This window comes from Kineococcus rubinsiae (assembly GCF_011839805.1).
Lineage (GTDB): Bacteria > Actinomycetota > Actinomycetes > Actinomycetales > Kineococcaceae > Kineococcus > Kineococcus rubinsiae.
The window spans coordinates 63,239-79,190 of sequence record NZ_VWPY01000005.1 but is presented as its reverse complement, the minus strand read 5'-3'; the positions used below and the strand labels follow the sequence as shown (position 1 = coordinate 79,190).

Below are 15,952 nucleotides of genomic sequence, written 5' to 3'. Positions count from 1 at the left end.
CATGTCGGTCGTTGCCGCACCACACCGACGTTCGGAAGTTCCGGGGTTCGGCCGACGGCCTCGTGCGTCCCCGCGTCTTCGGCGGGGTCGGCGGGAATCACGTCTCAGGAACTTCCATGCTCGGCTAGCGCGGAGCTCAGGGTGTTGCGTCGATGGCAGAGGCGGCGTTTGGGCAGTGACCTCGTGGAACGGTGGCGGTCCGGTGAGGACCACGACCCAGCGCGCGGTGGTGGTCGGTGCGCAGGGTGTCGGCCAGGACGTAGGCGTCGAAGTGGTCGTCCTTGTTCCCCGCGGCGCCGTAGCGGTGGCGCAGGTTCTTCACCTGCCCGGGGGCGATGACGAAGACGGTGAACCCGGCCTCGAGCAGCGCATCGACAATGGGTCCGTCGCCGCGTTCGATGGCGACCTCGCGAACACCAGCACGGGTCAGCAGGCGAGTCATCTGCCTCAGCCCAGCAGTGGTGTGCTCGACCATCTCCCGGACGACTTGGGTGCCCGAAGCGTCGACGACGGCGACAGCGTGGTCAGCGCTGGCCCAGTCAATGCCTGCGGTTGATGCAGAAGGGCTCGCGGCCACCTCTGTACGAGTGCGGTCGATCTGTTCGACACTCATCGTGTCCTCCTTGCTGTTGGCGCAGCAGGTGGGCATCTGGTGGTCTCAGGACGTGGAAGCCGTCGCTCACTGATCGGCGCTCGATGGCGCATAGCCTTGTCGCCAGTCACTCCCGTCCGGGGACCACCGGACCCCGCGTTACTCATCCCGGACCTTCGAGGTCTGCGCGCATTGGGCGGCGATCCGGTGGGACCAGGTGCATCAGCAGCTCCTTGCTACTGGCACCGCACACGGTGCCCCAGGAGACCCGCTGGCGGGAAAAGTCTGCGCAGTGAGCGCGCGTCCCGCGCGACCAGCGGCTACTTGTTCACTTCCCTCACGGCAACGGCCCGGCCAGGCTGTGTCGAGGTGTCCGACACGACGCTCTTCCTAGCGGCTGCCCACCAGCTTGATCGGTGTGGCTCTCTCATGGCGTGCGAAGGGTCGGGCACCGCCCGGCGGGGGTGAGGCTCAAGAGGGGTCTGTCGTGCTCGATGTAGCGCTGCCCACCACCGCCAGCGCGACGGAGCCGCTCGCCAGGTCGGCTTCGCGGCGGCGGCATGGAGGGCGACATGGTGGGGCTTGGCGGCCGCAGAGGCCATGGCGCCGGCGTGCGACGTTGCGGTCGTCGTCGACGTCCTCTCCTTCACCACCACGCTGAGCGTCGCTCTCGACCGCGGGGTCGAGATTCTGCCGTACCGGTGGGCCGACCAGGGCGCAGCTGACTTCGCCGCTAGACACGACGCTGTCCTGGCGGTGGGGCGCTCCCTCGCCCGACCGGGGCAGGTGAGCCTGTCACCGCTGACGGTGCGCGCGGCTGGCCCGCAGCTGCAGCGGCTGGTCCTGCCCTCACCGAACGGAGCCACCATCGCCCACCGGCTGAGCGACGCCGGCGTTCACGTTGTAGCGGCCTCGCTGCGCAACGCTGAGGCGGTGGCGTCGTGGCTGAGTCAGCAGCACGGCTGGCAGAAGGCGAAGGTGCTGGTCATCGCGGCTGGGGAGCACTGGCCTGGAGGGCAGTTGCGACCGGCGGTGGAGGACCTGTGGGGGGCTGGGGCGGTCATCGCCGGTCTGCGTCGGCGAGGTTGGGTGGGTCTGTCGGTGGAAGCGGTCATGGCCGCTGATGCCTACGACGGCGTTCGGGCCGACCTGAATCACGCGTTACAAGGCTGCGCCAATGGCCGCGAGTTGATGGCGATGGGATTGGCCGGGGACGTTGCTGTCGCGGGTGAGGTTGATGTCAGCCAGGTGGTGCCCGGGCTGGTGAACGGAACGTTCCGAGACGCGCGGGCAGTATGACGTCAGAGCTGGTGGCAGGACAGCGCGCGAGACGGGACATGACCGAGAAAACCCTCGACGAAGTGCGCCGGGTCGGCGGCATGCTGTGCGGATGCTCAGCGACGCGCGTCTACGAGACCTGGCCCAGCGGGTAATCCTTGTACCGGGGGGTGGATGCGGCCGCCCTCGGCGGTAGCCGTGCCCGCGGTGAACACACACCGAGCTTTAACGTCGACCTGGGGCTGTACTACCGACCGCCCGTGGACGTGGCGGCGTTGACTCTCCTCGCTCGGGAGCTCGCCGGCCCTGACGCCGCGGTCACGATTTCCGGTCAGTGGAGCCGTGGGTCGACGGCGGGGGGTGGTTGAGCATCGACGGCGTCGCCGTCGACTGGCTCTACCGCGACCTCAACCGCGCGCAGCACAGCTGGCAAGAAGCACAGGAGGGCCGCTTCTCGTGGCACTTTCAGACCGGGCACCCCCTGGGGGTGCCCAGCTTCGCCTACGCGGGAAGGCGGGCTTGGCCGTCGTGCTGGCCGACTCCAGCGGGGAGCTGACCGCCCTGCGCCAGGCTGCGGGCATCTACCCGCCGCGGTTGCGGGAAGCGGTGGTCACTGGCTTGTGGGAGGCCAACTCCATCCTCGGTGGGGCTCGCAAGGCTGCCCCTCGCGGGGACAGCGGCTACGTGGCGGGCTGCCTGTTCCGGGCGGTGCTGCTGTGCGCTCATGCGCTGCACGCCCCCGCGGGACGGTGGGTGGTCAACGAAAAGGGCGCGGTCGCGACGGCTGGGCGGTTGCCGGGGGTCCCGGCGGGGTTCAGCAAGGACGTCGACGCGGTCTTCGCCGCCCCCGATGGTGGGGCGGATGCGCTGAGCGGTGCGCTGGACGCGGCAGCAGTTGGTCGAGCGGACTGAACGGTGCTGCTCTTCCAGCCGCGCGTGACCTTGGCTTCCGCGTACGCGCGTCCTGGCCGGGCCAGGCCAGGCCAGGCCAGGGCGAGGGTTCTTAGTCGAGGGAGGCTCAGTTATCTTCTCCCCCTACCCGCGGTGCGGGGTGCGGGGTGTCTGTACGAGCGCGATAGATGGCCCGCATGATCAATGCCGGAATCGCCAGAATGACGAGGGCCGCTACTCGGACGAAGAACCACGTGGCCCATGAGAGTTCAGGATCTCGCTCGTAACTGAAGAAGGAATACGCGATTATGGCGTAGAGGAAGAGTCCAAGGCGATATGTCCACTTGAGCAGCCGAAGAGGCGAGGACGTCTCGAGATCGCTGAGCCAGAGCGTGCGCCACCAGTTGCGTGTTGCTGCGTGGACAGGTGCGCGGTCAGCTGCATCGACGCGGCGTCGGATCCTTGCAAGGGAGTCTTTCAGCTCAGTGTTCGTCTCGTCTCGCTCAGTTAAACTAAGGAGCGGGAGGGCGGCATCGGTCCACGACTTGAGAAACCGGACCTCCTTTTCCGCCTGTTCAAGCATGGCATTTAAGCGATGGTTTTGGTCCCGTTCTTGGCGCCACTCTCTTAGAGCGACGCCTAGCCCGGCAAACAGGGCCGTCACCACGATGGGACCGATGACAGTAAGGGCTTGCAGTGCCCAGTCCGTGCGGTTGCCGCCTGTCACGAAGGTGACCATATCGACTTGCCGAGGCGCTGCCTAGGGCGTTCGAATCACGGGAGTCTCCACGGTGCAACCACCCGCGCTGCCGACGCACACGCGACTCAGGGTTAACCCATTCTGACCAAGATCACCAAGGAGGTCGACCAAGCCCAACTTCATCGACATTAGATGGACGACGCCTACGTGGTGTGGCTGAGCATTGCAGGCGAGCGAGATCGGACACCACCTCGGCGACCGGCTGGCCTTCGTGGCGACGCCATGGGTTTCGTGGCCGTGGTCATGACGCTGGGGGACGTTCGCGTGCCTCCGGACGGCACCGTGGAGCGTTCGTCGCCTACGTGGCTGCGGAGGGGCGCGACGAGTTCCTCGAGTTGCCCCGCTACCGCCACGGCCGCGAGGTAAAGTGCGTCATCCGGTCCGCGAAGTGGTTCGCGTGACCTGCCTGACGTGTGGCCGGCCGATGCCCACCGGCCGGGACTGGTGCGGGGAGGCCTGCCGGACCGCGCTGGGGCGCCTGGGATCGGTCCTGGCACCGGACGCCGGGCGCGACGTGCAACTCGCGGCGGCCCTGGAGCAGCGGTCCGCGGCGGACCTGGGCCTGCGGAGCCTCGCGGCAACGTTCCTCCCCGAACCCGCGCACCACCGGTAGCCTGAGAAGGATCATCCAGGCGATCGACCCGTGAGGCCCGTGATCAAGCGGTCCGGTCCACGAGCTGACCTGAACGCGTCAGTCCGCCAGGTGGTGCGACTGAGAGTGATGGCTGTGGCTGCCGAACACCGAGAGTCGAGTGCTCGATGAGTGAGGTCGTCCCGGTCGGCTGCTGCCGCAGGATCCGTGCAACGTATTTCCTGCGCGGTCCTCGCGCCGGCTTTTCACGCACATACCCGGCCACGGTCCGCCAGGCGGCTGATCGACGGCGGCGTCGTCACGTGAACACCTGTTCCGCAGCGGTCGGGGAGCTCAGTGCCCGACGAAGGGGTGCCCCATGAGCGTCTGCATCGTCAGGTTCAGTGCGTAGTCGGGCCACCAGGTCCCGGCTGGGGGCTCTCCCGGGCGGCAGGCACCGTCGGAATCGCCGGGAACCTTGATCCAGAGATAGGCGTCGATGAGGGCGTCACCGGTGTCGGCGGTGGGGGCCTGCCCCAGGGTTCGGTGCGTGGGGTTGCACCACTCGATGCCCTGGCCATCGGCCGGGGCGGGGCCCGAGCCGTTGCGGGAGGTGTCGATGACGAAGTGGGCGTCGTTGAGCAATCGCGAGATGCCACGTCCGTAGGTCGTGCTGTCGGCGGTCGTCTTGAAGTTGGAGACGTTGAGGGCGAACCCGTCGCCGGCCTGGACGCCCGCGGCGCGCAAGGCCTGCGCGACCGCGCCCTCATCGGTGATCCACCCGGCGTTCCCGCCGTCGAGGTAGACGGTGGTGCCCGGGTTCTGCTTCAGCCGCTCGACGGCGGCCTTCAGCAGTACGTAGCGCTCCTGGGGGTCGTGTCCGGCGGCCGAGGCGCACCCGTCGAGGGTGTGGATGACGGCGTCGGGTTCCAGGATGACTACGACTTCGCGATCGGCGATGCCCTGGGCGAGGGTGTCGATCCAGCGGGTGTAGTCCTCGGTGGTGGCGGCTCCGCCTGCGGAGTAGGACCCGCAGTCGCGTCCGGGAATGTTGTAGGCCACGAGGACGGGGACCTCGCCGGCGGCAGCCGCGGCGAAGGTGAGCCGTGTGACGTCGCCGTCGAGGTCGGCTTCGGCCCCGGTGAGCCAGGTCGCGACAGGTTGCTCCGCCAGGCGTCGCAACCAGAACGCCTTCTCTCGTTCGCCGTCGTTCTCCCACTGGGTCAGCTGAGCACTGGCGTGGCCCTGCGGGTTGACGTGGAAGACGGCACCGGTCAGCGGGTTGAGAGGCGATGCGGCGCCAAGGGTGCTGCGGTCCGGGCTGCAGCCGCTCAGCAGGAGACCCAGCACGCTCACGGCCAGCGCGAGGACGGCAAGGCCCGTGACCTTGCCGGAGCGTTCAGGACGACGTCCAAGACTGCGGCCGAGGCGGCGGCGGCCGAGGTGGCGGCCGTGACGCGTTGCCGTGCTGAGCGGGGCATCCATGGGTGCTGGGACCTCTTCGAGAATCTATCGGGAGTGGCCTGGGACGGCCGGGGCGGCACGGGTGGCGCGGTGCTGTGGGGGCCTGGACGACCTGGATGTCTGGCTGACACGGGTCGCGACACGGCGGACGTGATCTCGACGCCCGGCCCCGGCCTCGTGCCGGCCAGGGCGCGGGGGATGTGCCGGGCGGACTCGTCCACGGGAGGTGGCGGGTCGTGGGGGTAGGGGTCGGCGCCCGACTCGGGGGGTGAGAGACGGGCGCCGACCGGTGCTGCGTCTAGGCGACGTGCACCCAGCGGGCCTGTGACGGGACGCCGCTACCGTTGGTGACGAACAGCATGTACCAGCCGCTGGGCGCGATGTCGGCGTCCTGCGGAATGGTGACGGTCAGCTGGTCGCCGGTCTGGTCGACGTCGAGGGCGACGGTGCGCTGCTCGACGTCGGTTGCATGGGTGACGGCACTGGGGCGCATCAGCTTGGCGGTGGCGATGTCGGAGGCACCGGCCAGGGTGTACGTGGCCTGTTCCCCGCGGACCACCTCCTCGGCTCCGCCGGTGACGGCCGGCTGAGTGCCGTCGAAGAGGTAGGGCGGGGAGTAGATCTCGATGCGCTGCTCGAAGACGCCTTCGATGCTGTTGCTCTCGTCGGAGAACAACGGGTCCGAGCCGACGGTGACGACCCGACCGTCGGGCAGCAGCAGCGCTTCGCTGTGGTAGTTGCGGCCGATGCGCTGGGAGGCGGCTTCGCGCATCACTCCGGTGGCGGCGTCGTAGAGCAGGGAGGTGTGGTTGTCGCTGGCGGACTTGCCGCGGTAGTCCGAGGACCCACCGGTGATCAGGGTCGTGTCGTCGGGCAGGTTGACGAGGTTGGGGTAGCGGGTCCCTTCGGGCAGGCGCGGCCCGTCGACATAGGTGGGGGCTTCACTGGTGAGGTCCACGGTCGCCGTGCGGTCACTTGAGCGTGGGGACTCACCCACCCCGCCGCCACCGACGATCATGGCGGTCTGATTCTGTACCGGTGGCAACATGATGGAGCCGCTGGTCTCCAGCAGGTCCGGGTCGCGCAGGCCGGGCACGGGAGTGAAGGAGTTGTCGCTCAGGTCCCACAGCCCTGGTTGGCGACCGGCGTCGGCCGGGCCGTAGCCGGTGTTGGAGCCGGAGTAGAACAACTCGCCCTCCGCTGTGGGGTAAAGCCAGGGATATGTGGGGAAGTAGCGCTCCAGGTCGGTGCGTTCAGCCCAGGTCATCGTGGTGGGGTCGAAGACCTCTGTCTGGCCGGTGAGCACCTGTCCGGTGCCATCGAGCCCGGATGACGCCAGCAGGGTGCCGTCGGAGAGGGGGACGACGGTGGGATACCAGCGCTTGTACTTCATGTCCGCCACCCGGTTGTAGCGCTCGGTGACCGGGTCGAAGACGTAGGTGCTCTGGCTGCCCTGGTAGTCCTGCTTGTCGAGGGTCATCTTTTGGACCAGGCCGTAGATGTTCTGCTGCTGGGTGCCGCTCAGACCCCCGACGGTGTACTGGCCCGGCGTCGTGTCGACGGCGGCGGCTCCTTCGTCGACGGCTTCAGCCCAGACGACGACCTCGCTGGCATGCACGGTGGCTCCGCCTTCGAACTCCATCTTGTGCGCGGGGGGCAGCACGAACTCGTGGGTGGCGAGGTAGACGACACCTTCGGGAGAGATGAACGTCGTGCCTTTGGGGAAGGTCGCCGGTGCGGAGTCGGGGTCCTCGTTCTTGACGGTGACCGCTCCGGCGGCGTGGGTGACGTCATCTCCGAGGATCTCGTAGCGCTGCGTGCCGCCGGCGACGACGAGGCGGCCGTCGGAGAGGAAGGCGTGCCCGGAGCAGAACATGTCCTCGGGGGTGGGGATCTCGTCGAAGGTGTTGTCGGCCGGGTCCCAGACGATGCTGCGGAAGCTGCCGGCTTCGAAGTTCTCCCGGTCGTTGCCCGAGCCGGCGACGATGAGGACCTTGCCGGTGTTGAGCAGGGCGGCGTGGATGCCGTTGACGCGGTACTGCTCGGGCAGCTCGAAGGTGCTCCAGGACCCGTGGGTGGCCTTGTAGTCGTGGGTGCGGACCTGCCACTCGTGGTAGCCCAGTTGCGCACCGCCCACCGCGGGGCCCGCGTTGACTCCGAGCAGGGCCAGGACGACCACGGACACGCCGGCGACGCGACGATCGCGGGGACGTCGCAGGACGCTGACTCCGGTGGTTCTGCTCCCGCCGGCCTGACCGGCCGCGCCAGCAGCTTCGGCGCCGCGGGTTCGCCGGAAGAGGTGGAAGTTCTTCACGAGGTGGCCTCCGTGGTGCTCGCCGCGCTGTGGCGGCCGTTGGTCTCTGCAGCGGGGTCGACCTCGTCCTTCGGGTCCTGATCACTCGTCAGGTGCTCCTCGCCGGAGGGGTCAGCCCTCGCGCTGCGGCGGGGAGTGGGGAACGTGGTGCTGCTGGGCGGCTGGACCTCTGAGTGGCCGTGCGATTGATTGCTGCCCTCCAAGGCGGTCAGGTCGATGACGCGTCCGGTCGCAGCGGCGGTCGCCGCCTGAGCGGTGCGGCGTCCGTGGACGTGGTTGAGCAGCATCGGTGCGGATAGGATGACAATGGAGACGACCGGCCACATCAGCGACGCCGCGCGGGCGTTGCCGTTGACGATGCTCAAGGCGATGGCGAGAGCGAACCAGCCCAACCAGAACAGGTGCAGGCGGAAGGCGAACAGTCCATCGGCGGAGGAGTTGGAGCCCTTGGGGGTGACGGCGAACTTCGCGGGCAGGCGGAACAGGGTCTTCAGGAAGGCGCTGGCGTAGATGGGGGTGGCGAAGATCGACATCAGCATTCCCGAGAACCCGAAGGACCCCTCCTTCTCGAAGGGGCTCACGTTGTGGCGGCGGTTGATGAAGTACAGCCACAGCTGGAAGAGAGTGGCGTCGAGGTAAAGGGCCAGCCACACCTGCGGCGGCACGATCACTCCGCCCGTCCCGACGACCGCGTACACCATCACGCACACCGCACCGAGCAGCCACGCGATGGCCATGGAGGGGTAGAAGGTCGTGATCAGCGCGTAGTGCAGCAGGTGACCCGGGCGCAGCCGCCAGGCCCGGCGCCAGAGGTCCTGCAGCAACACCTCGAAGGTGCCTCGTGACCAGCGGTCCTGCTGGCTGAAGAAGTCCCCCCACGAGGTCGGTCCCTCCCCGACGGCCAGGACGTCGGGGGTGTAGACCGAGCTCCAGAGCTTGCCCGTCGCTGGGTTGCGGCTGGTGTGGAAGACCAGGCCAGTGGCCATGTCCTCGGTGACGGAGTCGCGCAGTCCGCCGATGGATCGCAGCGCGGAGAGGCGGAAGGCGTTGTTGGTGCCGACCAGCATGGCTGCGCCGTAGCGGTTGGCCGCGCGCTGGATCACTGAGTGGAACGGGAACTGCTGGCTCTCGGCTCCCATGGGGACGAAACCGTCACCGGAGTTGCCGTAGTCCTGCGGGCCGACGACGTAGGCGACGTCGGGGTCGTGGAAGCCACCCAGGATCCGCTCGGCGTAGTTGGCCTCCGGCTGATGGTCGGTATCCACCGACATCAGCACGTCGTAACGCTCATAGCCGACCGCGTCCAGCCAGGCGTTGTAGTTGCCGTGCTTGCTCTTGGCCTTGAACGTGCCGCGGGGCTGGTTGTAGCGGGCGATGCCGTGGCGGGAGAAGTGGTGCACGCCGAGCTCACGGCACAGGAGCACCACATCGGCGTCGTTGCCTTCGTCGAGCACCCACACGTCGATCTCGGTGTCTCCAGGAGCGCGGACCTGACGAATCTTCCTCAGCGTGGCCTGCAGCATGGGCAGCGGTTCCTTGCCCGGCACGAAGCTGGTGACGAAGGCGAGGCGCTGATCCTGCACCGCCGGCACCGGAATCGGATCGCGGGCGATGACGGAGGCGACGGAGAGGGAGATGACGTTGATCAGGCGCAGCAGTTCCACGACGAGGATCGCGGCGATGACCAGGGCGTTCGCCCACAGCTCCAACGCCCCGCGCAGGTGCTGGGGGTGATGGTTCGGCCACAGCAGCCACACGGCGAAGGCGAGTTCGAAGAGGATGTTGAAGCCGGCCAGCAGCATGGTCGCGGTGAGGCGTCGGCGGGAGCCGGCGATGTTGCGCCACTGCGGCTGGAAGCGCCCGTCACGCGTCGTGACAGGCTGTACCGGGCCCGCGATGGTGGTGTAAGCAGGGTCCCTGGCGAGAGCAGGCCCAGAGACTTCCGCAGTGGCACCCGCCTGTGACGCCGACGCACGAGTCGGCGCCTGCGCAGCTGCTGTCGCCTGCTTCGATGCCTGCGGCGACACCAATCTCAGTGCGTTCGACGGTTCTATCCGGTTGGAGTCGGTGATCGACATGGTTCCCCCCATGTAGTGCTGGTTGAGGAGCCATCCGCGCTCGCTACGTCCAGGCAGCGGCCCCCGCTCGCCACATCGACCAACGTGTGGCCGAACATGTCGTGGGCTCCCGACGAACCACCCTCAGGTCACGGTGGTCGTCGTCGTCGGCTGCCTGGTAGGGCGCGGAGTGCGTCGTCACACACACTCGTGCCTGCGCGGATTGCTCGCTCGCCCACCGTCCTCATGCTCGAGGAACTGTGGTCGATGCTCTCGTTCTCTGCACGAACATACGACCTATCCAGGTCGGACCAGGGAAGCGGGTAGCGCGAACGGACCAGTGCTACGACCGCGCGAGCGAGATTACTTCGCAACGCAAACCAGGGGTTACGCAGAGTCGCCGTGTGGTGGGCTCTCGGCCTCACCACGGACGGAATCGCCGGCTCTCAGGCGAGGGGACCATGCAGCCTCGAACCACTGACGTGCCCGTCGTGTTGACGCGAATGTCCGCTTCGGGAAGCCACCCTCGTCACGAGCGGGACGGTCCGGCCGCACCGCACCGCACCGTACCGCTGGGTCAACCGTGTCGTTGCCTGGCGCGTCGAGGTCGCGTGCCGGTCTGCAGACCACTCCGAAGCTCCTCCTCGGGGGCAGTCTTAGGGAGCCTTGGTAAGGCAGGGTCAGTCGGCGCCGGCGCCGGCAGCCGCGGCCCGAGCTCCCCGGCACCGCCGGGCCGACGGCTGGACGTCTGCCGTCGCTTTCGCGGCTGTTTTGCACCGTGCGGTGATGCGGGCACCTGGTGAGGCGATACGTCGGCGGGCGCTGGGTGGTTCGGCGGCGACAGCGCCGCCAGCCTCGAGACCGGTCAGCCTTGCCGACGGTGTGGACCGCGGCCGTCGCGACGTGCTGGCGCGGCGCTCCCCGAAGCTTCGCGCGCCTGGGCTACTGGGGTCAGCGGAGACGGTGGTACTCGACGTCACCGTCGAGGAGTCGCCGGGTCGACGGCGCCTGGGTCGTCGGGTCGAAGGCGTACAGCTCCAGGTCCACGGCGACTTGGACCCGCTCGCCGGGGCTGAAGGTGGCGTCGGTGGCTGCGGGTTGCGCGGCCACGGTGACGGTGGTCAGGTGCGTCCTACCGTCACAGGTAGCGCTCCGGAACGGGTAACCGAACCGGGCCCACCGGTTGGAGTGCGTCACCGTGCGGCCGGAGACGCGAGCCGCGATCTGGACGTCCCCGCCGGTGTAGCAGCGGTAGCGCACCTTGACGTCGCTTCGCACCGCGTCGCGGCTGTGGGGCAGGCCGATGATGTCGATGTGCGCCCCGCTGGGCGCACCCGCCGAGGCTGACGCCGGGTAGGCGAAGATCATCGCGGCCGTTGCGACAACCACCGAGGCGCCCGCTGCGGTCAAGGAGAGGGTCGTGAAACGTCGGGGGGTCACCAGGGCTCCTCTGGACAGGAATGTTGGCTCCATCGTGCAAGCGGACGCCGGGAGGATGCGGAGAGTGAGCCTCCCGTCATCCACATGCCCCGTCCGCGCCACCCACATGGCTGTGACTTGTTCACTACCTCCAGCAACTGGGACACGGCCGAGGCGGCAGCAGGGGCGGTCGAGAGCTCGGTGGACGGGTGCTCGAGCACTACGCGACCCCGCTGATCGTGTTGCGGCGCGCCGACGGGCCCTGACGTACCTCTCGTCATCGGCCGACCCCCGCTCGGTGAGGGCCTCAAATTCGCTCATCGTCGTGATGCGGGTGATCTTCTTGCGCAGCTTGCCCTCAATCTTCGACTACTTGTTTGCTGGACCCACGGTGCTGGCCCGGCCAGGCTGTGCCGAGGTGCCCGACGTGAAGCTCTCTTTTCGACTGCCCACCAGCTGTCCCGGTGTGGCTTTCTCATGGCATGCGGAGCGTCGGGCACCGCCCGGCGGGTGTGGCTCAAGAAGGGACTGTCTCACTCGAAGTAGTGCTGCCCATCCTCGCCAGCAGTGACGGCCGAACCGCCTGGTCTGGCGGCGGCTCGAGGGCGGGAGCGGGTATGGACGTCATCATCGGGATGGACCCCAACAAGCGGTCGGCGACGATCGAGGTCCTCGACCAGCGACACCAGATGATCGGTGGTGGCCGGTTCGCCACCGACACTGCCGGCTACAAGGACATGCTCACCGCTGGCCGTCAGTGGCCGCAGCGGACGTGGGCGGTCGAGGGTGCGGGCGGGATCGGCAAGCACCTTGCTCAGCGACTACTCGCCGATGGTGAGCAGGTGGTGGATGTGCCGGCGACGCTGTCGGCGCGGGTCCGAATGTTCTCCACCGGCAACGGCCGCAAGACCGACGCCACCGACGCGCACTCCATCGCCCTGGTCGCAGCCAGGACCCCCACCTTGCAGCGGGTGCAGGTCGATGGGGAGAACATGGCGTCGCCTGTTGGTGGACCGCCGGGATGAGTTGGGGTGCTGCGGACCCAGACGGTCAACCGCATCCAGGGGCTGCTGCTGGAGCTGATGCCCAGTGGGGCTATGACGTTCCTGACTGCGGCGCATGCCAAGGCGCTGCTGGCGAGCGTGAAGCCGCGTGACGTCCTCGGCAAGACCAGGCGCGCGTTGGCAGCGGAGAAGATCGCCGACCTGGCCGTGATCGACACCAAGATCAAGGCGGCCAAGAAGCAGCTGACCGAGCTGATCACCGCGACCGGTTCCGGGTTGCTGAAGCTGAACGGGATCGGCCCCTCAGGGGCGGCGAGGTTGTTGGGCGACGTCGGCGACATCGCCCGGTTCCCGACCAAGGGGCACTTCGCGTCCTGAAACGGGACCGCACCGATCGATGCCTCCAGCGGTGACAACAGCAGGGCAGCGTCTGTCGCGTCTGGGCAACCGGCGGATCAACCGGGTGTTACACATCGCCGCGATCGTGCAGATCCGTCACGACACCGAAGGGCGGGCTTACTACCGGCGGAAGTTGGCGGTGGGGAAGTCACCGCTGGAGGCGATCCGGTGCTTGAAGCGGCGCCTGTCCGATGTCATCTACCGGCAGATGGTCGCTGACGCCAAGGTCGCCGCGACCCCGGTCGTCCCGGAGGCGGCGTCCTCCCACGAAGTCGAGGAGAGCGCCTCGGAGCAGGTCCTGGCGACGGGCCCGGGAGGGCAAGCGGGGCGTCTACTGGCTCCAGCGCGACCGGCTCGGACCCCGATGCCGGCTCTTCGGAGAAGTCACTTCCCGGACCCGCCACGCCCATCGTCGCCACCCACCGCCGACCGCGCAAGACCCCCGTTAGACCCGGCCCTTGACATAGAAGGGGTCCATGAGCGGATTTCGCCCGCCGCTAGCGAGGACGCGACCAGCGGTGTGAGTGCTAGACGGTGTCAGGCCGGTAGGACAAGACTCGTGAGAGGTGGACAGATCAGGTGAGAGGTGCGACAGGTGCCGTGAGAATGCGACAGATTGGATAAGAGACGACACATCATCCGCGGCGTACGTCGAGGCACCGGCAGGGACGGCTACCATGCAGAACCCCATTCCGTAGGGTTGCTTATAGGGGCGAATAAGGTCGATAGGCCCGGTCGTCGACAAGGGCGACGTAGGCGCCGAGCTGACCGGTGTAGGCGGGGGAGAAGGGGCCGACCTTCAGCTCCACGACGACGTAACGGACTTGCTCGATGGAGAACAGCAGCAGGTCGATGACCATCTCAGTGTCATCGACACCGAAGTGCACCTGTCGGCCGACGAAGGCATGCGGTGGCCGAAGGCGGTGAGGGTCTGCTGCAGACGGTCCATGAGGGACTGCTCGAGCTCTCGCTCGGCGACCGGTTCGGTGAAGCCAAGGTGGTCGAAGACGTAGGGGTCGCGAGTCAGCTGCTGGGCCAGGTCGAGTCCACGGGTGGCAGCTGGGCGGTGAAGTTGGAGGAAGCGGCGCCCAACCTTTGGTGCAGGCGGGTGGCGATCTGGTGCTCCAAGACGTTGCGGGACCAGGCCTGCTCAGTGGCCGCGGCGGCGTACCAGCCTCTCAGTCCTGGTCGTCGAGGCGGCCGAGCAGGACGGTGATGTGCCCCAGGGAAGTCGTGCAACAGGACGTTGCGCGAAGTCCTGGCTGGGCCAGGCGGCGGCCATGGCGCGCATGTACTGCAGGTTGCGACGGGACCAGCCACGCTGCTGGGGAAGGCGGCGTGCAGGTCAGCGGCCAGACGATCGATGATCTTGACGCCCCAGCCCGTAGTCTCCTGGCGCTCGAGGATGTCGCGGCCGATAGACCAGTACAGGCTCAGCAGCTCGGTATTGGCGGCCCGGGCAGCTCGCATCTAGCGGCGCGCACCCGCTGCGATCCTGTCGCACTCGGCTGAGTGGGCCGCACCCGCCAGTCAGGAGTTGCGGGTGCGCCGGCGTCAGCTCTGCGGGGCGTCCATCGACCTGGTTGCCGGGGCGCGCCTACAGACCCAAGAGCCGCCCGCGTGCTGTCGGCGACGTCGAGGGCGGGATGGTGAGGCCTTGGCCTACTGCTAGTCGTTGTCGACCTCGGCTAGAAGCCAACCTCCGGCCGGGAACACGGCTAGTCGCTGGCCCCCGTCGCCGTCGAGCACCACGAGGGCGTCGTTCTCAACGACGAACGCGTGGCCGTGCTCGACTCGGTGACATACGGGATGACCGTCAGTCGAGCGGGCGGCTTGGTGTACGGAGACGGCCATACCGAGTCCTTCCCTGGAAGCTGCTGAAGTCTCCCGAGACTAGTTCGAACGCGGGGACCGCGCATCCGACCTGGGTCGCCTTCGGGTGGGACCGGAGGAGGAGGAGGAGGAGCTAACCCTGGACGAGGGTCGTGGTGCTATTCGAGCGTCATCCAGCTCGAGTTGAGCGACGCCGCGGCGCTCAGCAAGCACGCCCGTTAGCCCGCATCACTTTACTGCCGCTTGCGCACGCCGACAGCATCAGCCCGCGCCACGATTTCGGCGCCGTAGAAGAGGTGACGGTTCGTCCACTTGTCGTTAGCCGTGGGTGATCGCAAAGTCGAACAAGCATTCGGGTATCGACAGACGTGCTAGGTCCGCGCCATGACCAGTAAACGCCAGGGCTTCGGCGGAGATGATTATTGGCGCCGGTACAGGTCGAGGTCTTTGACCGAGGGGACGGGCAGGTCCGGTAACGCAACCGGTGGATGCACTACCGGTCGGGCCACGACGGCCTCGGACATAGTCTGTTCCATGGCCCCATCAGCGCCGGCCTCGTCCTCGGTGAACCCGTCTTCGGTGACTCCCTCGACGACGCCCGCTTCGTCATCGTGCTGTCCGTGCCTTCGCGGCCACAGGACCGCGGTCGCGGCGATCCCTAGGACTGACGTAGTGAAGACGATCGCAGCGACGGGTGCGTAGGCTTCCATCTGCGAGCCGGTGACGCTGCCCCAGCCGAGGCCTGGCAGCAGACCCAGGAGCTGCGCGATGACTGCGACACTCGCGGCCAGTCCCAACAAGCTGGTGATGGCCGCGACAAGTGCTGCAGCGCCGCGGCCGACGCTGACGGGCACGAGCGCCTGAGGGCGGTCAGCGACCACGAGGGCGGCGAGCACGATCAGCGGCAGCAGCCCGACCAAGGGAAGAATTAAGACCGGCTGGATCAGCCAGAGGCTGGACCAGCGGCTGCCGAGCAGATCTAGACCGGTCAACGCCCGATCTTGCAAGCCGAAGACTTCATCAGCGGCGCCGGTCAGCACCTTGCCGCCGAAGCAGATGATCACGACTATGGGCAGTGCGGCGGCGAGGACGAGAAACCATGCCGCCCAGCCGTTGGGGACTTTGCGGTGATCCATGCTGTGACGCTACCCAAGGGACGCGCATGCGGGACACTCCCATGCTGTCGCGATGTGAGTCTGGGCCCGGCCGGCTTGGTAGCGTTGGAGGATCAGCAACCGGCCGTGGACGGTGGTGCGGGCATGAGCGTGGGCCACGAGGACCTGCGGGTGGATGTGAGCCTTAGACAAGCCAAACCCCACCCAGAGGTCCTTTCACGTTCAAGACGCCACGGTGCTACCAACGTCCTGGCC

At 67.8% G+C, this 15,952-nt stretch carries 13 protein-coding genes and 1 pseudogene; 5 read left to right on the top strand and 9 right to left on the bottom strand.

The window, feature by feature from the left end:
* Positions 1–190: 190 nt before the first annotated feature.
* Positions 191–613 (bottom strand): annotated as a pseudogene (locus tag F1544_RS04915) (IS110 family transposase); the annotation flags it as partial.
* Positions 614–1,192: 579 nt separating this feature from the next.
* Between F1544_RS04915 and F1544_RS04910 the strand changes: the two are divergent.
* The 3 genes from F1544_RS04910 to F1544_RS23365 all read left to right on the top strand — a co-directional run bounded on the left by F1544_RS04910 (position 1,193) and on the right by F1544_RS23365 (position 2,782).
* Complete coding sequence (locus tag F1544_RS04910) at positions 1,193–1,891, top strand: 2-phosphosulfolactate phosphatase (protein WP_167582967.1); 699 nt, start codon at positions 1,193–1,195, stop codon at positions 1,889–1,891.
* Positions 1,892–2,040: 149 nt separating this feature from the next.
* Positions 2,041–2,238: a nucleotidyltransferase family protein gene (locus F1544_RS26815; protein ID WP_373368057.1), complete on the top strand. Its 198-nt coding sequence runs from the start codon at positions 2,041–2,043 to the stop codon at positions 2,236–2,238.
* A gap of 151 nt (positions 2,239–2,389) precedes the next feature.
* On the top strand, positions 2,390–2,782 hold the full coding sequence (locus F1544_RS23365; protein ID WP_208971315.1) for a hypothetical protein: 393 nt from the start codon (positions 2,390–2,392) through the stop codon (positions 2,780–2,782).
* 106 nt (positions 2,783–2,888) lie between these two features.
* On the opposite strand, the gene F1544_RS04900 is transcribed toward F1544_RS23365, so the two are convergent.
* From F1544_RS04900 to F1544_RS04880, 5 genes are all read right to left on the bottom strand, one after another.
* A complete protein-coding gene (locus F1544_RS04900; RefSeq protein WP_167582751.1) occupies positions 2,889–3,488 on the bottom strand; it encodes a hypothetical protein in 600 nt (199 codons plus the stop codon).
* A 958-nt stretch (positions 3,489–4,446) separates the two neighbouring features.
* Complete coding sequence (locus F1544_RS04895) at positions 4,447–5,577, bottom strand: glycoside hydrolase family 6 protein (protein ID WP_167582748.1); 1,131 nt, start codon at positions 5,575–5,577, stop codon at positions 4,447–4,449.
* A gap of 277 nt (positions 5,578–5,854) precedes the next feature.
* Positions 5,855–7,774 (bottom strand): radical copper oxidase GlxA, encoded by a 1,920-nt coding sequence (gene glxA, locus F1544_RS26145; protein ID WP_167582964.1) that lies wholly within the window; start codon positions 7,772–7,774, stop codon positions 5,855–5,857.
* A gap of 92 nt (positions 7,775–7,866) precedes the next feature.
* Positions 7,867–9,177, bottom strand: a complete 1,311-nt coding sequence (locus F1544_RS26810) for a glycosyltransferase family 2 protein (protein ID WP_373368059.1) — start codon at positions 9,175–9,177, stop codon at positions 7,867–7,869.
* Positions 9,178–10,878: 1,701 nt separating this feature from the next.
* Positions 10,879–11,367: a hypothetical protein gene (locus tag F1544_RS04880; RefSeq protein ID WP_167582743.1), complete on the bottom strand. Its 489-nt coding sequence runs from the start codon at positions 11,365–11,367 to the stop codon at positions 10,879–10,881.
* A gap of 596 nt (positions 11,368–11,963) precedes the next feature.
* Between F1544_RS04880 and F1544_RS23360 the strand changes: the two genes are divergently transcribed.
* Complete coding sequence (locus F1544_RS23360) at positions 11,964–12,371, top strand: IS110 family transposase (protein ID WP_208971313.1); 408 nt, start codon at positions 11,964–11,966, stop codon at positions 12,369–12,371.
* 6 nt (positions 12,372–12,377) lie between these two features.
* Positions 12,378–12,728, top strand: coding sequence for a transposase (locus F1544_RS23355; RefSeq protein ID WP_208971312.1), 351 nt, complete (start codon positions 12,378–12,380; stop codon positions 12,726–12,728).
* Between the two features lie 725 nt (positions 12,729–13,453).
* Here F1544_RS23355 and F1544_RS26805 read toward each other — a convergent pair.
* From F1544_RS26805 to F1544_RS04865, 3 genes are all read right to left on the bottom strand, one after another.
* Positions 13,454–13,609, bottom strand: coding sequence for a PDDEXK nuclease domain-containing protein (locus F1544_RS26805; RefSeq protein WP_244307923.1), 156 nt, complete (start codon positions 13,607–13,609; stop codon positions 13,454–13,456).
* Positions 13,610–13,772: 163 nt separating this feature from the next.
* On the bottom strand, positions 13,773–14,219 hold the full coding sequence (locus tag F1544_RS26800; RefSeq protein ID WP_208971310.1) for a DUF1016 N-terminal domain-containing protein: 447 nt from the start codon (positions 14,217–14,219) through the stop codon (positions 13,773–13,775).
* Between the two features lie 782 nt (positions 14,220–15,001).
* A complete protein-coding gene (locus F1544_RS04865; protein WP_167582740.1) occupies positions 15,002–15,718 on the bottom strand; it encodes a hypothetical protein in 717 nt (238 codons plus the stop codon).
* Positions 15,719–15,952: the final 234 nt, after the last annotated feature.

Coding starts and splice junctions, on each gene's coding strand:
- F1544_RS04910 (WP_167582967.1), top strand. CDS start 1,193: ATGGCGCCGGCGTGCGACGTTGCGGTCGTCGTCGACGTCCTCTCCTTC.
- F1544_RS04895 (WP_167582748.1), bottom strand. CDS start 5,577: ATGGATGCCCCGCTCAGCACGGCAACGCGTCACGGCCGCCACCTCGGC.
- F1544_RS23360 (WP_208971313.1), top strand. CDS start 11,964: ATGGACGTCATCATCGGGATGGACCCCAACAAGCGGTCGGCGACGATC.
- F1544_RS26805 (WP_244307923.1), bottom strand. CDS start 13,609: ATGGTCATCGACCTGCTGCTGTTCTCCATCGAGCAAGTCCGTTACGTC.
- F1544_RS26800 (WP_208971310.1), bottom strand. CDS start 14,219: ATGCGAGCTGCCCGGGCCGCCAATACCGAGCTGCTGAGCCTGTACTGG.
- F1544_RS04865 (WP_167582740.1), bottom strand. CDS start 15,718: ATGGATCACCGCAAAGTCCCCAACGGCTGGGCGGCATGGTTTCTCGTC.